Genomic DNA, 18,999 nt, shown 5'->3' with positions numbered 1-18,999 from the left:
TCGATCCCTGGCCATGAAATGCTCTATCACGGAGGAATGCGCTTTATGGGACGGGAGACGTGTTTGCCTGGCTCCAGCGCAGGACTTCAGCATAAGTGACCAACGCCCGATGCACCGCCGCCGAAAGCTCTTGCGTCACCTTCATTTTGGCACACGAAAAGATCAATTAAATCAACGGCAGCGGCATCTCGTCCGGCCCACCAAAGTATTCTTGATCCACTGCGGCCGATCGACACCTGAGGCTTACCGGAACGGCGTCTCGCCACGAAACAGCGGCTGGTGCGCCCGCATCAAGGCGACAATCCGGTCGGCGACTTTTCGTACCGGCGGCGAGTGACGTTCCTCGTGATGGGTGACGATCCATTGGTCGGTTTCGAGTTCGGGGATAGGCTGAGCGACGCGAACCAGCCGCGGATCACCGTCACCGACGAAGCACGGAAAGATCGAAAGGCCGGCGCCGGCGGCTACCAGTTCGCGCACCGAATGGGTGTTGTTGCCGCGAACGGCGATGCGGTCGCCGTGGTGGGCTTGCAGCCAGCGCGCCGAGGCAATGTTTGCCCCTTCGCTGGTGACGCCGACGAACAATCCGGCGGCGATGCCGTTGATCAGGTGGCGTCCGGAATAAATGGCGTGGGCGACCTTGCCGCTCAGACGGCCGGCCAGCCACTGCTCGGTCGGGCGCTCGCTGCGGATGCCGATGTCGGCGGCGCGGCGGCCGATGTCGACCCGGTCGGTGGTGGTGACGAGTTCCACCCTTATGCCATCATCGACCGTCCAGATCTCGCCGATATGGGCGGAAACGAAGGCCGAGGTCCATGGCCCAGCCGAGACGCGGACAATGCGGTCTGGCAGGTTTCCCTCGCGCCAGCGGGTCAGCGACTGCATTGCTACCTCGACGTCTTCGGCGCGCCGCAGCAGTTCTTCCCCGACCGGGGTCAGCCGGTAGCCGGTCTGCTGGCGCACGAACAGCGGTTCGCCAATCTGCTTTTCGAGCGCGGTGACGCGTCGTCCAAGGGTGGCTGCGCTGAGGCGCGTGGTTCCCGTCGCTGCGCTCAAGCCACCCAGCCGCGCAACGTCGAGAAACAACCTCAGATCGTCCCAGCCAATATCCATTTTGCAGAAATGAAAAACTCCTTGCGACCGTGGCTGTAGCGCGAAGTGGGCATCGCGCGCAAGTATGCAGGAATTGGAGGCGTTGGATAATCTTGCCTGACGGGACAGGGATAAGCGCCTCGGCTGGCCAAGAAGCGAGCGCCATCTTTTCGATCGAGCATGCGATTCGCGCAGATGCTTTGCGCTTTCGATCAACCCAGGCGCGCGGGCATTCTGCGCGCCAAAGGAGACGACCATGTTGTATGAACTTCGATACCGTTTCACCCGCTGGATTGCCTATCGCCAGACGCTTGCGAGCTTGAGGCAGGCCCCGGACAGCACACTGGTGGATGCCGGCATTTCCCGCGATGAGATCCGCGAGCGTGCCCGCCACGCCAGCCTGCGCCGTTGAGGAAACGGGCATGGAGATGATGGAGCTTTGGGATGGCCGATCGGTGCCGCGCATCGGGATCGGCACCTGGGCGGCGGGTGGCGCCGCGCGCTGGCGCGACACGGCGACAATCTATGGCGAAGTCGACGATATCAGGTCGCAAGCCGCGCTGGCGATGGCCTATGACATCGGCGCGCGGGTGTTCGACACGGCTGCCGCCTATGGCGCCGGCAATGCCGAACTAATCCTCGGGCGGGCGTTGAAGGGCAGGGACGAAGCCGTCATCGTCACCAAGGTCGGCTATTTCGGCGATCCCGAAACGCGCAAGATCGCTCCCGAGGATGCCTCTGCCGCGGCGATCCGGACATCGATCGACAATTCGCGGCAGCGCCTGCAGCGCGATTTTATCGACGTCGTGCTGCTACACATCAACGAATATCCGATCGAACGCGCCGGCGAGGTGTTCGATACGCTCGACCTGTTGCGCCAGGAGGGCAAGATAGGCGGCTTCGGCTGGAGCACCGATCACTGCGAACGGCTTGCGGCCTACGCGCCGCGCGAGGGTTTCGTCGCCGTAGAGAACGACTTCAATGTGTTTACCCCGGCGAACGAGCTGATGGCCGTTGCGGCGCGCGAGCACCTCGTCTCGTTCAGCAGGCTGCCGCTGGCAATGGGACTGCTCACCGGCAAATACACGCCGGCCATAAGGCTGCCCACCGATGACGTGCGCGGCGGGAATGCCGATTGGATGGTGTTTTTCAGGGATGGCGCCGCCAACCCGCACTATCTGTCAAGGCTCGCGGCAATCCGCGACCTGCTCACCTCGGGCGGACGCTCGCTTGCGCAGGGCGCGCTCGGCTGGATCCTCGCCAAGTCGGCAATCGCCTTGCCGGTTCCCGGCTTCACGCGGCCCGAGCAGGTCGCGGACAATCTCGGTGCGCTGGAAAAAGGGCCGCTGCCGGCAGCGGTGATGGCCGAGATCGACGCCGTGCTGAAAATTGCCGAGACCGCTTAGTGTTGCGAATCCGAAATTCGCATTGGTGATGATGCCGACCAACTTCGATCTCTCCGATGTCCGCCGGTATCTTATCTTCCCTTGGCCAAGCTTCCGTGGCGCAATTGAACAAAGACGGAGCGGCGGACCCGACTCCATTTGAAGGTCCGCCGCTCCGGGTTTTCAGATCACAAAGACTGATGCTGCCACGGGAAATGGGTAGCGAGCTGCGCTTGAGCTGCGCCGCCGACTTCATCGCTGTCGATAGAGAGCGATCCGGTTGTACTGTCAAAGATGATGTGGTGGGAACCATCATCGGCGGCCGTATCAGCAGAGGAAGCATGCAATGAAAGCCCGCCCGACTTAAGCTCGGTAAGAGCGGGTTGATCGAGGTGGAGCTTGTCCTGGAGCTTGCTGAAGTCGAAGGCGTCGTTGCCTCCGTGGCCGGACATGATCTCGGCGGCGCCATTTTTTGCCTGGGCGCCGACATTTTCATCGGGCTGGACGGTCTGCGCGAACCCGTGGCGAACCAGGCTGGTTGCCGTTGTGTCGGACGGGTCGTTGGTCGGGAGAAGCTCCGAGCCGGCCGAAAGAGAATGGTTCAACGCAGCCAATATGCGGTCAACGCTGCTGCCCTCGCTTACCTTGTCGCCGGCACTATCGTGGGTGGTGTCAGTCGAACTGCCGTCGCTGGCAAGGAGGTGCGAAAGCGCGGTCTTGCCATGACTGCCATCGCTTGTGGTGGCGCCGGAAGCGGCTGTATCAGTCGAACTGCCATTGCCAGCGAGGAGGTGCGAGAGCGCGGTCTTGCCATGACTGCTATCGCTGATGGTGGCGCCGGAAGCGGTGGTATCAGTCGAACTGCCATTGCCGGCGAGGAGGTGCGAAAGCGCGGTCTTGCTATCACTGCCATCGCTTGTGGTAGCGCCGGAAGCGGCGGCCGCCGTGGAACTGCCGTCGCTGGCGAGGAGGTGCGAAAGCGCGGTCTTGCCATGACTGCCATCGCTTGTGGAGGCGGCGGTGTCGGTCGAACTGCTATTGCCAGCGAGGAGGTGCGAAAGCGCGGTCTTGCTATGATTGCTATCGCCGGTAGTGGTCTCGGCAGGGGCAGTCGCAGTCGAACTGCTATCGCCGGTGATGACCCCGGAAGGGGCGGTGGCAGTCGAGGTGCTGTCGCTGGGGGTGGCCCCGGAAGGGGCGGTGGCAGTCGAGGTGCTGTCGCTGGGGGTAGCCTCGGACGGGGCCGTGGCAGTCGGGGTGCCATCGCCGGTGGTGGCCTCGGCAGGGGCAGTCGAGGCGCTATCGCCGGTGGTGGCCTCGGACGGGGCCGTGGCAGTCGAGGCGCTATCGCTGGGGGTGGCCTCGGACGGGGCGGCGGCAGTCGAGGCGCTATCGCTGGGGGTGGCCTCGGACGGAGCCGTGGCCGTCGAGGCGCTATCGCCGGTGGTGGCTTCGGAAGGGATGCTCGCCGTAGAACTGGGATCAGTAGCCGCGGCTTCGGAAGGAGCAGTCCCTCCAGTGCTGAGATTGTGTTCCCGGAAAACGGCCTGCAGTTCCGAAGAGCTCTCCAACGCTGTGTCGCCTCGCTGAGAACCCCAGGCGTATGCGTAGTCGAAGGCGGGTGACGGAACCAGCTTGGCCCAGTGGTCCATCATGGTTTCCATCTGGGTGGCGGTGGGCACGACATATTTGCCACCCATGTCGGTGTTATAGTCGCCACCTCCAAACGTCTGGTAGCCTGGAATGATCTGGCTCGTCGGGATGCCCGATGCCTGAGCGGCGGCGACGAATTTGTCGATCATGTTGTAGTCGATGGCGCCATCCGTGCGGACGGGATAGACGTCCACGCCGTAGTAATCGATGCCGGTGTTGGCGGGGTTGTACGTGTTCGAAAAATCCGGATTCGCGGACGTTCCCAGGCTCATCATCGTGATGTAGGTCTTGGCGTCCGGCACATTGGAATGAATCCAGTCGGATTCTGCCTTCAGATTCGCGGCGGAGGCGTAGGTACCCCATTGGCCGGTGGGATCCGGCTCGTCGACCAGGAAGAATCCGAACAGCTTCGGATTGCCGATGAAAGGAGTGACCTTGTCGATAAAGGATGACGTCGCTCCGTCGGTTTCGTTGAGGTAGACCAAACCTTTCGTACCGTCCGGCAGCGCATTGAGTTGGTCAACGGATGAAACGTCAGCCAGATTGAATCCGGCTTGTGCAATTTCCGTGCCCGATCCACCTGACGTGTAATGCAGAGTTGTCATCCAATATTCCTTTTTCTGTTTCGACGGCGCCCTACCTACAGACAGCGTATATTAGCGCCAAATCACATACCGACACCCTTTGACAGAAATATTGAGGGTTTGAAGTAGGATTGAGCCTTGGAGGGGCGCTCCCTTCGAACTCGTTTCCGCAACGTTCTATTCGGGATAAGACTCGGCTGACTTGATCCGACCGTGTGGAGCTTGGCTCGAAGGTCGCGGTCGAGAAACCGTCCGACGCGGATGGCCGGGAAATCTGAAAACCAGACCAAAAACAAAACCCGCCTTAGCGGCGGGTCGTCGGCGCGAATCTGCACCATAGCGAAATTAGTAGCATAGCTGCCGGCACAAAGCAAGAACAAAATGTGACGCCATCGACGAAGCTGCCGATCTCGACGACGCTTCTCCGAAATGCGCCTCGCAGCCGGCCTCGCCGGCCTGCTGCTCGCCTGCGGATTGGCCCACAGATCACGTATTCTCTTGCGCAGCGTCGTGGGGCTACCTAGTGGCCCTTTTCCGCGAGGCGACTGTTGGACTCAAACATTTTCTGCGACATCCGCCGAAAGCTTCTGATCATGATGTTCGTGCAGGAGAGGTTGGCCGGATTGGCTGCGAGGCTGGTGCAAGGCGATATATCCCAGACACCAGGGCGCGGATGAGCGGCCTGCGTACCGGCGTTTCGATGAAGCGCCAGACGAGAAAAGAGGCAAGGAGAGTCCCGGCCAACACAACGAATAATGCGGCGTTCTTGCCGACATGCGGCGCCAGCGCGTTAAGCGAAATGTAGCCGATATACTGGTGCAAAAGATACAGCGGATAAGTCAATCCTCCGAGCATCATGATAGCCTTGGATGGAGCAATCACGGAGCTGAGCAGTATCGCGCCAGCGAAGGCTCCGTAGACCACTATATTGGCAGTGAAGAGAGCAGGATACGAAATGGCTGCGCCAAAGCGCTCCTGCATCCAGTTATGAGAGAACATTATGGTCTGGCAAGACACCAGGAACGCGACGGCAAGAAACAGGAACGCAGCCGGCGAACGGCCCCTTGCAACGATGTCTTCCGCGAGGATGCCGGCGGCAAAGTAAGGCGCATAGTTTGTAATGAAGAGAATGCGTATCACCGGGTTCTCAAAGAAGAACTCGTTGATTGCCGAAACTGCGAGCCAGATGGCCGCGATGGGTATTTTCCAGCGCTGAAAGGCGCCCGCAAAGATCAGCACTGCAACCCAGCCGTAGAACAGGATCTCGAGCATGATTGACCAGTAGACGCCATCCATGGATGGCCTGCCGAAGAGGCGGGCGAACATGGAAAGATTGGCTACATAGGTTGGAACATCGGTCGGAAAACGCTGATCTTTGGCGACGACGAGAACAACAAACGTCGCGGTCATGCAGACGAGGAATCCGGGATAAAGCCGGGCGAAGCGGGCGACCGCGAATTCCTGCCAGGTTCGACCTTCGGCCGACCACGCGATGACGAAACCGCTGATCAGGAAAAACAGATTGACGCCGAGATAGCCATAGATGGCGTAAGGTGCTGCGGCAGGATATTCCACGTCGAGACTTCCCGCGATCGCGCCGCCAAAAAGATAGTGAAAGAGCACGACCGCGAGGGCCGCAGCCAAACGCAGCAGGTCGAGTGATGCCATGCGCGCCGGAATGGCCTTGCCTACCGGTTCCACCGCCACCTCCTGGCCGCTTAGCCATTTGACAACCATCAGTGGCCTGATCCCGTGCCGCTAGTGCTAACGCGAAGCCTGCAAACCGTCGGCAGGCCAGGCCTTTACCTTCTCAAGTACGAACAGTTGCTCGCATGACAGGAACCGCAGGACGCTGAAAGACCTTACCAGCTTGAGCCCTGCCTCCGCGAAATCCTGTCGTGCAACATTGAAATTGACGGGATGAGGTGCAGACATCCGTCCGGTGACCATCTTTCGCAGCCTCAGGCGTATTCTCTGGAGACGGGTGCCAAGGCCGTAGGATACAATCAGACGACGGCCGGCAACGCGCGCCAGCTCTTTGATGATGTCGCGCCTGAGATGTGGCGGGATGAGATGGATCAGGCGAAGGCAGATCACCGTATCAAAGCTTTCGTCGGCGAACGGCAACTGCGTCACGTCACATCGGATGAATCCCCGAAATCCGGACTGACCTTGATATGCTGTCTTGGCCAAGGCCATCATTTCCATCGAAATGTCTGCAGCCAGAACCTGACAATCATGCCGGCCCAGCACGTCGGCCAGCTTCCCGGTTCCGCATGGGATATCGAGCACCTGAGACGGAGGTGGGCTGCATCTCTCCAGCGCCTTGGCGATGCAGCGTTGCTCCCGTCGCGCAATGACGTATGATGCAATTGTAGACAGCTTCAACCGGCCTGCATATCCGTTCAGGTACCAACTCGCAAAGCTCGGATCCTGATATCTCTGCTTTGTTGGGAGATCATAGGCCGCGGCCGCGACTTCGGCGTCGTAACTAGTAGGCATAGCGGCTGTAATCTCTGCTGACGGATATGACTTGAGGTCCTCACTCATCTGCCCGCTTTCATACGATTTCTCCTGAGATGGAATCGAAGATTTTTTGTCCAACATATTCATGGGATGCCCCACCAAGCTGCTCTATTGGCGATAGAGGCGGCAAAAGATCAGTTCTGGGTACGTCGATCGCCCAGGTAAGGTTTCCAGAAGGCTGGGTGTCTCGCATCCCCCGAACGGATGAGACATGCCGAACTCATGACTGCCGCGCCCTCGTGGAAGTGCGCTGGAGAATAGGGCTACTGCACAGCCCTGTCGGAGACGGAACGGCAAACGGATGAAGGGCGATCCGGAAGAATAGTGACCGAAACGCACTCCTTCCGTTCACGATTATGGCCTTCGTCGATACCCTGACGTGACCACACCGTCATTCATACGGATGGCGCGAATTCCCAGCTCGTCGGCTAGACATCCCAGGAACAGACAGGCGTTCGCTTCAGCTAATGGACATAACATCACTGCCGGAAGGCTTCTTCAGTCTGGATTGAAATATGATCTTGGAGCTATTTGGGCCCTCCGGTGCTGGTAAGACCACGTTAGCGTGCGAGCTGGTGCACGTTCTGCGAGCTCAGGGCTACTCTGTTGTTTTGCAGACCGGTGATCGTCGACACCCGGTTAGAAGAGCCGCCTTCAAACTAGTCTCCGGCTTGCATTCAAAGTGGATTGGACAGCGTTCTCTCGGCGCAGAAGTGCTTAAGATTCTTCCACCCAAGAATGAGCTGTGGGCGGCTCGTCTGAACTGGCATCTTGAAGCTCTTCTACAAGCCTGGCGCGCGGCAATAGCGTCCAAGGACACGATCTCAATTTTTGACCAGGGTATGGTGCAATTCGTATGCTCACTGGTTTTGTTCAGCGGCATAACGGATCGTGAAAAGGTGTCGCGCGCCCTCGAGCTTCTACCCAAACCGGACCTGCTTGTCCGATTGCAGGCGCCAAGAGAGATACTAGAGGCGCGGCTGAGGGAACGCCGACGTAACCTCGGCATCATTCAGAAGTTCCTCGAAGTTGATCTGCAGAGCAGTCTTGATCATATTGACCACGTTAACCTTATAGAGGAACAGCTTGGTTCGTTCCCGGTACCCACAACCTGCGTTGAAAGCTTAGATTCAGACGGGCTCGCTGCTGCCACCGAAATAATAGCGCGTGGAGTAATTGACAAGTTTGGCGCGGCGCGGGCGAAATTTAAAAGGGTTGAAGCTTAGAGAGATACGGTTTTGAAGCGTCGAGAAGAAGATATCCAATAAAAACGGAAATCGAACTATTGAGACGGAACCGCGTGAGTTGACACGACATGCGCTTTTTTCGCTACCAAATTGTCTTGGCGTTGACGCTAGCTGCCAGCGCGACATCCATAGATCTGCGCGGAGCGGTGAGTGAAGAGGATGTGGCATCGACAAAGTTCGTCGCGCCGGTGGCCATGGACCTGCCTGATTACCTGCACCCGGCGAAGGATGCGGCATTTGGCACAACTTTCACGCGAATAACCAAACCCGGAATCCTCGGCGCCGGCGTCGCATGCGGGAGCAAATATTGCAGCCACCGCTATTCGAGCGCTCAGGCCTGGAATTCGGATCAGAGCCTTCTTGTCATCAGCAACGGCTGCGGCGGCTTATGCTTCCTGGATGGGCGCACCTACGCTCCGCTTTTTCGCCGTGTTCGATCGATCGAATGCGAATGGCACCCTCGCGATCCCGACCTGATGATCTGCGTCGGTGGTCGGAAAATCTCGACGTGGGCGCCACGCACCAATCATGAGGAGGTCCTGTTTGTTTCGACTGACAGTAGCGATCTCCAGTTCGGCCCTTATAAAGGGAATCCGAGCCGTGACGGCAGCCGTATTGCCGTGCGCGCGGTTCGCGGGGACGGCAAAGCGGTCGTCTTTGCCTACGATCTCAAACGGCGGCGGAAGTTTCCGGAAATCGATCTCGCACAGCTTGTCGGGACCAACAGCGCCTGCTCAATTTCGCCGCTAGGCGTCAACATCTTATGCATTCAGTACCTAAAAGACGAAACTGAACAGACGTTCATCTTTTCGGTTGACGGCGTTCTGCGCCAAAAATGGACCGAGCATCATCGGCCTGGCCATGGGGACATGACGGTCGATGCCGACGGCAGCGAAATCTATGTGGGGATCAGTAAATCCGATCCGGACATATTCCAGGTGATCAAGCGAAGGCTGTCAGATGGGAAAGTCACCTCGCTGATGAGATATGGCGAAGCACAGCATGCATCGCTCAGGTCACTGGACAGGCCGGGTTGGGTGTTCCTTAGCTATTCCGGCGACCCGGACGAAGTATCGAAATATCCGAATTGGGCGCCGTATGCGCGGGAAGTCATCGCGCTGCGCATCGACGGCAGCGGAGAGGTTCGACGTATTGTGCAGACGAAGAACGCTCCATTCGACTACTGGAGTGAGACCCACGCCTCGCCGTCCCCAGACGGTTCACAGGTGGTCTGGTCAAGCAATTGGGGAGTACCCGGCGGTCCGGTTTACGATTTCGTCGCCCGTATTGACTGGCCGGAACGGTCAAACACTGGCTCGAGAGCATTAACCGCGAGCGGTCTTCAATAACGAAACCTTCCGGTCACCTATCACGGTTGTCTCCGATCGTGCTTACCCATTGTGCGTTCAACACCTCACCTCCAACTTCGCCGCCACGCAGCTCCGTTCAATGTCAATTCATTCAAACGGACGACGACAGGTGGCCAAGCCTGCACCTACCGTGAAAGTGCAGTTTGCAAGGCTTATGACACTTGCCGGAACTCTACGATTTACAGAAATGACTCGAACGTCGGGTGATGGCTTTTGTGCGAAAGACGCTCGCGTCGGAGCCGAGAAAGGAATAGCAGATGGATGCGGATAGGCGAGCCGAAGAGAATGCCTCTTTCAATCCTGAGTTGTTGAAACGGTTAGTATGCCCAGTGACCAAAGGCTCACTTGCCTGGGATGGGGATCGCGACGAACTCGTATCGAAGAGCGCAGGACTTGCCTACCCGGTACGCGACGGCATTCCGATCCTGCTAGCATCGGAGGCACGGACGATCATCTCCCGCGTGGTCAAACTTCGCGCATCCAGAGGATGAGCTAGCCGCGCAAATTAGGCGGCATTCCGACGGCAACCAGCACCAAGACAGGAAAGTGCCGCGGAGCGCGAGCCGTTTGTCAACGGACCACTCCGTGCTCGGGCATCTGGGCAGTGCCGACCTTTTTGATGCAACGCGCGGCTACCTGAACCGGCTGGGCACGGCGATCCGTTTCCGGGACACGGTGTGTGTCATTCAAACAGACGAGGACAGTGGCAAGGCCTGCCCCTACCGTGATCTTGGGCGTGATGGGTAACGAAACCAATACTATGAAAGCAAATTCAACGGCCGGCCACTTCGCGCGATCGGGCTACGGCGAACGGTCAGGAGACGCAGGATGAATCCGCACCTCGTGTGTGTTGGAGGCGAGGATCACGCCCTGCGAATCCCCTTCCTGATGTCGCTGCGAGAGAAGGGATTCCAGGTTACTGCGGTTTCGAGCGGCGGTGAAGCCGCATTCCTGCGGCATGGCATTCCGCATCGCAGCTACGGTTTCGACCGCTTTTCCAGCAGCAGCGGGGAATGGGCCGCCATCAAAACCATTCGAAAGCTGATGGCGGAACTCCGGCCGGATATTATCCAAAGCTTCGACACCAAGCCCAACCTGGTGACGCCACTTGCGGTGCGCGGGAGCGTTCCAGTCGTGCGCACAATCAACGGTCTGGGCTGGACGTTCTCGTCCCTGGAACCGCGCGCCCTGGCCCTGCGCCCAATCTTTTGCGGACTGCAATGGCTTTCGTCCTTATGGACGGCCGCTACGGTGTTCCAAAATCGGGACGATCAGTCATTCTTTGAACGCTACCGACTGATCATACGTGGCAGCGGACGAGTGATCCGCAGTTCTGGAATCGACGTCGATGCGTTCGCCATGGCAAGGCATCTTGGCCCGTCGGCGATGAAAATGCGCGAGGAGCTTGGGCTCCAATCCGCCGAGATCGTAATTTTTGTCGGCCGGCTAACTCGCCAGAAAGGCATCCCGACACTCCTCAAGGCAGTCCCTCGCATTTTGGCTGAAAGGCCCGATGCCCGTTTCGTGCTTGTCGGGCCATTGGAATCCGAGGGCCCATTTGCGGTGGACAAGGCGGAGATTGATCGACATGCGCCCCATGTCATCGCCTTGGGCCCACGACGCGACGTTCCTGCCCTGCTTGGCATGGCCGATCTGTTCGCCTTTCCGACACAATACCGCGAAGGGATTCCGCGCGTCCTGCTGGAGGCAGGGCTGGCAGGATTGCCTATCGTCGCCTCAAGGATGCCTGGCTGCAATGAGGTGGTCGAAGACGGATGGAACGGCCATCTCGTCCCACCGCACGATCCGAACAGCCTTGCGTGTCGAATTATAGACGTCTTGTCCGACCGCCGGAAAGGAAGGACCATGGGCGCTCGCTCTGTCGAGCTGGTCCGGACGCAGTTCTCGCTGCCCTGGGTGGTCGAGCAATATTGCGATCTCTACGACAATGTCCTTAGCGCCAAATCCCATGGCGGCTTCGCTCGACCGGCGTCGCCGGCGTTGCTTGAAGAGGCTGCTGTAAACCGCGCATTGGGTGGAGCGCGCCGATGATCCGCGACGCGTTGCTGGCCTGCGGCGTTGCGATGTCCTATGCGGCGCAGCTCACCATTCCGGGAGTGCCGCTCGGCTATGGCGAGCTGTTTCTCGCGCTTTGGATCATGCTGTCGATCGGCCGGGTGCTCGCCGGCGGTCACTTGGTAGTCAGGCCCGCCCTGATCCGTGTCGCGGGCTTCTGGCTGATCATGACGCTTGCTCTGGGGATTGGCACCATCGTCGGCTATCTGACCACGGTGCTGTACCTGTCGGTGGTGATGCACGATACGATAGCCTACCTGCTGCTGATCTGCGTCACCTGCCTGGCCGCCGCGGAGCCCGAGGCTGATCGTCATCTGCGCAGTACTGCCTGGTGGGTGGTCGCGATCGCGAATGCAGGCTTTATTGTTCAACTGGCACTTGGATGGGGTTGGATCCACCAATCCGGCGTCGATCCGTGGTACTGGGATCGCTTCCGCGGCTGGTCCGAGAACCCGAACCAGCTCGCGCTGTATTGTGCACTCTTTGGCCCATTCGCCTTGCATCTTGCGACGACCACTAGCAATCCGTGGGCGAGATTGGCCGGGCTCAGCAGCCTTATCCTGACCATCTATATCGGAAGGCTGACGAAGAGTGATACCTATCTGTACACGACGGTCCTGGCCTGCCTGATATTTCTTGGGCTGCGGGTTCGGACATGGCTCGCAACCGGTGACGGCAAGGCCAGCTTTTCCCGGCAAGTTACCCTCCTGTTGATGATTGGCTTCCTTCCGTTGGCCTTGTCGATGACGCCCTACATTCTCACGGAAGCGGGCAGCGTCGAACAGTTCGCCTTAAGTCTCACCAAGGACAAGGGCGGCGACGCGACCGCCGAAACCGCCGCACTTCGCCTCCATCTCTGGGGAGATGCATTGGGCAAGGGCCTGACGTCAGGATCCTTGGGCCTTGGTCCTGGGCCGCATCTGGAGCGCCCGCCCATTTCCTACAGCCAGTTTCTGCCCCGGCCTTTCGAGGCTCACAACACGATTCTCGATCTATACACTCAAGGTGGTTTGATTGCGGTCCTAGCCCTGGCCTGGATTGTCGGCGCGGCGGCTTTATGCGCATGGCGTGCAAAGCTCGATGCCCTGTTCGTGCTCGTCGTGTCGATCGTTATCTTCGGGATGCCACATCTGATCATCCGCCATCCAATCGTGTGGTTTGCGCTGACCATTTGCCTTGTTGCCGGAACGCCGCGAACGGTTTCGGCAACCTCGAGCGACCGGAGGTGATGGCATGTGTGGGATTGCCGGAATTCTCCTTGCACCCGATGCAGCCAGTGCCAGGCCGCTCACGGCCATAGGGCAGATGACGACGGGCCTTCGTCATCGCGGGCCTGATGGTGAAGGCTTCTGGGTCAACCGTGAAGCCGGCATCGCCTTCGGCCACAGGCGTTTGGCTATCGTCGATCTATCGGAGGCGGGACGCCAACCAATGCATTCGGCAAGTGGCCGATATGCCATTACGTTCAACGGCGAGATCTACAATTTCCGCGATCTGCGCCGCGAACTTGAAGGCGCTGGCCATCAGTTCCGTGGCGCTAGCGATACCGAAGTCATGCTGTGCGCAATCGAGAGTTGGGGTCTCGACACCGCACTGACGCGCCTCGCTGGCATGTTCGCATTTGGATTGTGGGATCTGAAGACCAGGACCCTCCATCTCGCCCGCGACCGAATGGGCAAAAAGCCGCTCTATGTTGCTGCAACACGCGATGCGCTTGTTTTTGCCTCCGAGTTGAAGGCGATCAATCGTTTTCCAGGGTTCTGTCGGGAGCTCGATCTCGACGCTGCCGCGACGATGCTTTCGAAGGGATGGGTGCCGGGTAACAGTTGCATCTGGCAAGGCGTATTCAAGTTACCTCCTGGCTCGGTTCTGTCTGTGACGGCGGCAGATTTTGCCGAGGCGCGCAGTGCCGCATCCCTTTCGCAACGCGTCCGACACTGGTGGTCGCTGCCTGAAGTCGCCGCGAACGGTCGACTGAATCCAATCGCCGGCACCGACGAAGAACTGACCGATGAACTCGACGACCTGCTGCGACTTGCCGTTCGGGAACGCATGATAGCCGATGTGCCGCTGGGTGCCTTTCTGTCTGGTGGCATCGACAGCTCCGCCGTTGTAGCGCTGATGCAGGCTCAGTCGCCGAAGCCGGTGCGCACATTCACGATTGCTTTCGGAGAAGGCGGGTTTGATGAGGCTCCCCACGCCGCGGAGGTTGCGCGGCATCTGGGCACCAATCACACTGAACTACACCTTTCGGCCGCCGCTGCGCGCGAGGTCATTCCGGAATTGCCGCAGATCTGGGACGAGCCGTTCGCCGACGAATCGCAGATACCAACTTTGCTCGTGGCGCGGCTAGCCCGCCAGCACGTTACCGTGGCCCTGTCAGGCGACGGTGGCGATGAATGCTTCGCCGGTTACGCCCGCCACTTCATGGCGGCGCGGTTGAAACGACAGCATGCGCTGCCGTCGCCGCTGCGTCACACGCTTGCTGCAGGGGTCGAATTGCTGGCCCGTGCGGCGCGCTACGATCTCGTCAGCAAGCTGCCGCTTTCGGCGAGTGCACGGCTCGCGCTGCGGAGCGATCGGCTGCACCGCCTCGCTCGGCTGCTCGCCGCAGCAGATGAGGACGAATTGTATCAACGGCTGACCGGAGTATCGACCGAGAGCCTCACACTCCACAAGCCGCTCACATCAATTCAAGAGTCACCCCGGCTTGATGGCCTGCTGTCCCGTCTCTTGTACGACGACATGGCCGGCTACCTGCCCGACGATATACTGGTGAAGTTGGACCGTGCCAGCATGGCCAACAGCCTCGAGGGCCGGTGCCCGCTTCTCGACCATCGGGTTGTCGAATTCGCTTGGCGGCTGCCCGCACATGCGAAGGTTCGCAATGGCAAAGGCAAGTGGATCCTTCGTCAGTTGCTGAGCCGCTATCTTCCGCAACGGCTGATCGACCGGCCGAAGCAGGGTTTCGATGTTCCCATAGCGGTCTGGCTGAGAGGCCCGTTGCGCGACTGGGCGAGCGATCTGGTCGGCGATATGCGCCTCTCCGGAGATGGGATCTTCGACTTTGCGAAGGTCGGGATGTGCTGGCGCGACCACCTTGACGGAAGACAGGACCATTCTCGCGATTTGTGGCCCGCGTTGATGTTCCAGGCCTGGCGCAACGAGGCCGGGCGGCCCCCAGGGCCGGCAACGGGCATGTCTACAGTGCTCGAACTGACAGGAGTATAAGATGGAAGGTTCCATAGTCAGCCGCATTCATCTTCCGCGCGCCACTGAAATGCACGTGCCGACGCGCGAGATCAACCCGCGCGTGAGGCCATCCCTGCGCGAACAGATCGACGCGCAGACTCCCTTCCATCAGCTCCTTATTACCGTCGCGAGGAGAAAATGGTTCCTGCTTGCAATGGTGATTTTGGGCGGTGTGTTGGCTGGGCTTGCGGGTTTTGCGCGTCCCGTCCTGTTCGAGTCGACCGCACAGGTGATTGTCGATGCTCCTGGCAGGAATGCGGCTCCCGGAGGCGCAGATTCTGCGCAAGAGATGCTGGATGCGAGCATTGATGACCACCTAACCATGCTCTCTTCGCAGGGGCATCTGCGTCGCGTGGTGGCAGCCCTGCGCAAGACGGAGGTTGGTAACATTGCTGAGCAAGGGGATGTCGTAACCGGAAATTCACGCCCCGCTCCGGCCGGCGGCGACTTGCAGAACATACGCACCTTCGCAGCCGGTCTGCTGGAAAGCATTTGGCCGCAGGGCAAGCCGGCGGCCGCCGATGAAGACGAACTCAAGGCATTACGGAAGGGCATGAGGGTTGGACAGGAACTGCGATCAAGAGTGATCACGGTCGGCTTTACCGATAACGATCCGGCGCGAGCCGCCCTTGTGGCCAATACGTTCGTCCAAGTATACATCGACGATCTCGCACAGAAGCGCAGGGCGTCAGACAGACTGGAACTCGCCTCGATTGTCGCTAGCCTACCGGTCGTACAAAGCGACTTGGCGAAAGCAACCGACCGCCTGGAAAAGTATCGGCTGAGCCATGGCGCGGTCGATCAAGGTGCGGCGGACAACGCTGCCAAGGAGACAGCCGAGCTCAGCCAGCAGATATCTTTGTCGAAGGCGGATCTCTCCGCAACGGAATCTCGCCTTCAACACATCGAGGCTTTGCGAAAGGAAGGAGCATCGGTCGCGGCGCTCGCCGAAGCGATCGGGTCACCGGTACTGGCCGACATAGCGGCTCGCCAAGCCAACGACAATGCGGATGCGGGCCTGAGTACTGCAATCAACCGCGAGATCGAACAAGGCACTGCTCGCATTGCTGCGGAGGCGAACATCTACCGTGCCCAGATTGCGGCTCTGGAGGGGCGCAAGAATGTGCTTGATGCGGTGGTGGCCGACACAGCCGGCCGGCTTTCCGGCTTGCGTGCGCTCGAGCCGCAGGTCAGCATCTTGACGCAGCGATACAACCAGCTACTCACGCAACAACAGGATCTGGTGCAGCGTATCGCAACTCCCTTGCCCGGAGTCTCGATCCTTTCAGCGGCGTGGCCGCCGACGAATCCAAAAACCCTGCCGCCCATCTTCCTTATTCCGCCCGGCATGATCGTGTTTGGTCTCATTGGCGGGATCTTCGTGATGGTCCGCAGCCGCCTCAATCAGACCTTGTGCGGCGAGGCCGAAGCTGAAGCCGCGCTCAGGGTCCCATGCCTGGGGCTGATACCGGAAGCGCCCACAATACACGCGAAACGACTTCAGCAGCTGGTTCTTGGCCAACGAAAGTCCAGCTACAGCCGAGCCATCACTTCCCTCCTCGTCACCGTGACACTCAACAAGGCGAGGGGCCGCGCTTCGCACGTCATCCTCGTAACGTCCAGTATCCGGCATGATGGCAAGACCGAGCTTGCATGGAGCCTGGCGTTGGCAGCTACCCGACTTGGGGGACGAGTGCTTTTTCTCGATCTTGACAGCACGGGGGCCCGCCTCACGAACGAGTTCCTGAACGAATTCGGCGCGCTCCGGCCGCATAAATCCTTTGGAGACTATATGAACGACCGTTGTCCCCTGCACGACGCGGTCACGGGAATGCCTGAAATTGGAATCGACTTCATGGCGCTGGCACCATCAGAGGATCTGCTGCCGCAGCTGTCCATGATCGACGGATCCCTGGTCACAGATGAGCTGCGCTCAATCTACAGCGTCGTCATTATAAATGGACCGCTGGGACTTGGAGGACCTGAGGCCAGGCTACTGACGGGCTGGGCTGACGCGGTTCTGTTCGCCGTTCGCTGGGGCAGGACGCGTCGCAGCATCGCGCGCGGTGTTCTGCAGCTGCTGACGGAGGACGAGACGGCTCAGGTCCCCGTAGGCAGCGTTCTCACGCACGTCAATCTACAGAAACACGCTGGCTATCGGTTTGGGGACAGCGCAGATCTCTTGCTCGAGAGAACATCATGAGTGTCACATGCGGGCTTCCGCGTAACGACCGTCGCGGCAGTCAGTCTGTCGAGCGGAAGATAATATCGAAGAGTTCGCAGACCGGAGCTGGGCCCGCCGGCGCAAGAGACATCGACGATTGCAGCGATCCGAAGCTCGCCCGCTTCCCTGCGGCCTCCGTTGCTCCAACAAATATGGTTTTGCCGCACAAGGAGGACACGGGCCGGGGTCTCGGCTATGCCAGCATCTTCGCTCTTTTGGTCTATATCGGGGGTGCGGGCTTGACCAGCTTGGCGCAGTTATTGATTGCGCGCATCGTTGGCTCCACCAGCTATGGCATCTACTCCTATGTTCTGGCCTGGACCTCGGTGCTTGCCTATCTTGCAACGCTTGGGTTCCATGTATCCTTGCTGCGTTTCGTCTCCGCCTACAGTGCCAAAGGGCGGCTTGACCTGGTACACGGGGTAATCAGGTTTGCTCTGCAAAGGTCGCTGGCGGCAGCGACACTATTCGGCATCATTGGCGCCGCCTTGGTCTTGTTCTTTTCGGATTCTTCTCACAAGGAGCTTCAAACCAGCCAGCTGCTAGGCATGGCAGCAGTGCCTTTGGTCACCGCCTACGCGTTGGGCGCAACACTTGTTCGTGCTTTCGGCGGCGGTGTCTCGGCCCTCATGCCGGAACGCATCGTGCGCGACGGCCTATTGTTGACGTTGCTGGGAATGGCGGTCTTATCCGGATCATGGACCCCCAACGCACCGCTGGTGATGCAGGCGGTGCTGGCAAGTTCAGCCATCACGGTCGGCCTGGTGTTCATCATGGCGGCAAAATTTCAGCCGCCCGGCTTGCGGCAGGTTCAGCCAGGCAACGAGTCGCGGGAATGGTGGTCCGCGGTTCCGCCAATGATGCTCATGGCCGGGCTCGATGTTTTCATCAGCCGGGCCGGGGTCATGGTGCTGGGCTGGACGCATCACATTCGCGAAGCGGGCATTTTCGCCTTGGGATTGAACGTCGCATTGCTTGTGAGCCTTTCCCTGGTCGCTGTCTCGACGATGTTTGCGCCGACAGCGGCCGCCCTTCATGCCCGAGGCGATCGGATGGCTCTGCAGCAGCTTTTTTCACGGGCGGCTCTACTTTCCTCTGGCGGCGCCATAGCGATGGCCATCCCGATGCTTGCGATTATTGAACCTCTGTTGAGCTGGTTCGGCGGAGATTTCAGTACAGCGGCACCCGTCGCGCGGATACTCATTCTCGGATATGTCTTTGTCGCGCTATGCGGACCCCAGATGCTCCTCTTGATGATGACTGGAAACGAATGGGCGGCAGCCGCAACCATGATCGCCGGCGCCGCGGCCAGCATCATGGGCTGTGCCGCAGGAATTGCGCTCTACGGCGCGCCGGGCGCCGCAGTGGGCCTCGCGCTTGCGTTGGCGATTTGGAATGTGGCGATGTCGATTTATATCAGCAAACGGCTGAAAATTATCCCTGGGCTGATCTTTGCGCTGGCGTCGCTCAGAACGCGCGCAGTCGAAGGCCAGCCGCCTCATTGGTTCCTGCGCTGATCTGATGTTATCGCGCCCGATACTCGACGGCATCAGCGTTCAGGAATTTCGAGTCCAAGATTGTGTCGGATAG

The 18,999-nt window shown here is 59.6% G+C and carries 16 protein-coding genes; 11 read left to right on the top strand and 5 right to left on the bottom strand.

Annotated elements, in window-relative coordinates:
• Positions 1–43: 43 nt before the first annotated feature.
• Positions 44–145, bottom strand: a complete 102-nt coding sequence (locus tag NKG95_RS34250) for a DUF2274 domain-containing protein (RefSeq protein ID WP_156948055.1) — start codon at positions 143–145, stop codon at positions 44–46.
• Between the two features lie 98 nt (positions 146–243).
• Positions 244–1,113, bottom strand: coding sequence for a LysR family transcriptional regulator (locus tag NKG95_RS06335; protein WP_353040211.1), 870 nt, complete (start codon positions 1,111–1,113; stop codon positions 244–246).
• Positions 1,114–1,348: 235 nt separating this feature from the next.
• Between NKG95_RS06335 and NKG95_RS06330 the strand changes: the two genes are divergently transcribed.
• Both NKG95_RS06330 and NKG95_RS06325 read left to right on the top strand, forming a co-directional pair.
• Positions 1,349–1,504 carry a YjiS-like domain-containing protein gene (locus NKG95_RS06330; RefSeq protein ID WP_352494508.1) on the top strand — a complete coding sequence of 52 codons (156 nt, stop codon included), beginning with the start codon at positions 1,349–1,351 and terminating at the stop codon, positions 1,502–1,504.
• A gap of 10 nt (positions 1,505–1,514) precedes the next feature.
• Positions 1,515–2,498 carry an aldo/keto reductase gene (locus tag NKG95_RS06325; protein WP_353040210.1) on the top strand — a complete coding sequence of 328 codons (984 nt, stop codon included), beginning with the start codon at positions 1,515–1,517 and terminating at the stop codon, positions 2,496–2,498.
• A 167-nt stretch (positions 2,499–2,665) separates the two neighbouring features.
• Here NKG95_RS06325 and NKG95_RS06320 read toward each other — a convergent pair whose 3' ends face one another.
• The 3 genes from NKG95_RS06320 to NKG95_RS06310 all read right to left on the bottom strand — a co-directional run bounded on the left by NKG95_RS06320 (position 2,666) and on the right by NKG95_RS06310 (position 7,327).
• A complete protein-coding gene (locus NKG95_RS06320; protein ID WP_353040209.1) occupies positions 2,666–4,735 on the bottom strand; it encodes a serine-rich family protein in 2,070 nt (689 codons plus the stop codon).
• A 570-nt stretch (positions 4,736–5,305) separates the two neighbouring features.
• Positions 5,306–6,451, bottom strand: coding sequence for an acyltransferase family protein (locus tag NKG95_RS06315; protein WP_353040208.1), 1,146 nt, complete (start codon positions 6,449–6,451; stop codon positions 5,306–5,308).
• A 27-nt stretch (positions 6,452–6,478) separates the two neighbouring features.
• Complete coding sequence (locus NKG95_RS06310) at positions 6,479–7,327, bottom strand: class I SAM-dependent methyltransferase (protein ID WP_353040207.1); 849 nt, start codon at positions 7,325–7,327, stop codon at positions 6,479–6,481.
• Between the two features lie 428 nt (positions 7,328–7,755).
• Here NKG95_RS06310 and NKG95_RS06305 point away from each other — a divergent pair, with 428 nt between their 5' ends.
• From NKG95_RS06305 to NKG95_RS06265, 9 genes are all read left to right on the top strand, one after another.
• On the top strand, positions 7,756–8,466 hold the full coding sequence (locus NKG95_RS06305; protein WP_353040206.1) for an AAA family ATPase: 711 nt from the start codon (positions 7,756–7,758) through the stop codon (positions 8,464–8,466).
• An 89-nt stretch (positions 8,467–8,555) separates the two neighbouring features.
• Entirely contained in the window at positions 8,556–9,836 is a 1,281-nt protein-coding gene (locus tag NKG95_RS06300) for a hypothetical protein (protein ID WP_352844751.1), read from the top strand.
• 278 nt (positions 9,837–10,114) lie between these two features.
• On the top strand, positions 10,115–10,348 hold the full coding sequence (locus tag NKG95_RS06295; RefSeq protein WP_352844750.1) for a Trm112 family protein: 234 nt from the start codon (positions 10,115–10,117) through the stop codon (positions 10,346–10,348).
• 94 nt (positions 10,349–10,442) lie between these two features.
• Entirely contained in the window at positions 10,443–10,604 is a 162-nt protein-coding gene (locus tag NKG95_RS06290; RefSeq protein WP_353039221.1) for a hypothetical protein, read from the top strand.
• Between the two features lie 81 nt (positions 10,605–10,685).
• Positions 10,686–11,909, top strand: a complete 1,224-nt coding sequence (locus NKG95_RS06285; protein WP_031193856.1) for a glycosyltransferase family 4 protein — start codon at positions 10,686–10,688, stop codon at positions 11,907–11,909.
• Positions 11,906–13,162, top strand: a complete 1,257-nt coding sequence (locus NKG95_RS06280) for an O-antigen ligase family protein (RefSeq protein WP_352844749.1) — start codon at positions 11,906–11,908, stop codon at positions 13,160–13,162. Before NKG95_RS06285 ends, NKG95_RS06280 begins: the two co-directional genes overlap by 4 nt.
• 4 nt (positions 13,163–13,166) lie before the next feature.
• Positions 13,167–15,164 carry an asparagine synthase (glutamine-hydrolyzing) gene (asnB, locus tag NKG95_RS06275; RefSeq protein ID WP_353040205.1) on the top strand — a complete coding sequence of 666 codons (1,998 nt, stop codon included), beginning with the start codon at positions 13,167–13,169 and terminating at the stop codon, positions 15,162–15,164.
• Position 15,165: 1 nt separating this feature from the next.
• Complete coding sequence (locus NKG95_RS06270; protein ID WP_353040204.1) at positions 15,166–17,388, top strand: GumC family protein; 2,223 nt, start codon at positions 15,166–15,168, stop codon at positions 17,386–17,388.
• The gene (locus NKG95_RS06265) at positions 17,385–18,926 is read left to right on the top strand and encodes a lipopolysaccharide biosynthesis protein (protein ID WP_352484590.1); all 1,542 of its coding nucleotides are present in this window, start codon (positions 17,385–17,387) and stop codon (positions 18,924–18,926) included. The genes NKG95_RS06270 and NKG95_RS06265 overlap by 4 nt, the downstream gene beginning before the upstream one ends.
• Positions 18,927–18,999: the final 73 nt, after the last annotated feature.

Origin of the sequence: Mesorhizobium sp. M1423 (assembly GCF_040317575.1) — a bacterium.
Classification (GTDB): Bacteria; Pseudomonadota; Alphaproteobacteria; order Rhizobiales; family Rhizobiaceae; genus Mesorhizobium.
The sequence above is the reverse complement of the archived record's forward strand: the minus strand, read 5'-3'. Positions and strand labels throughout refer to the sequence as shown.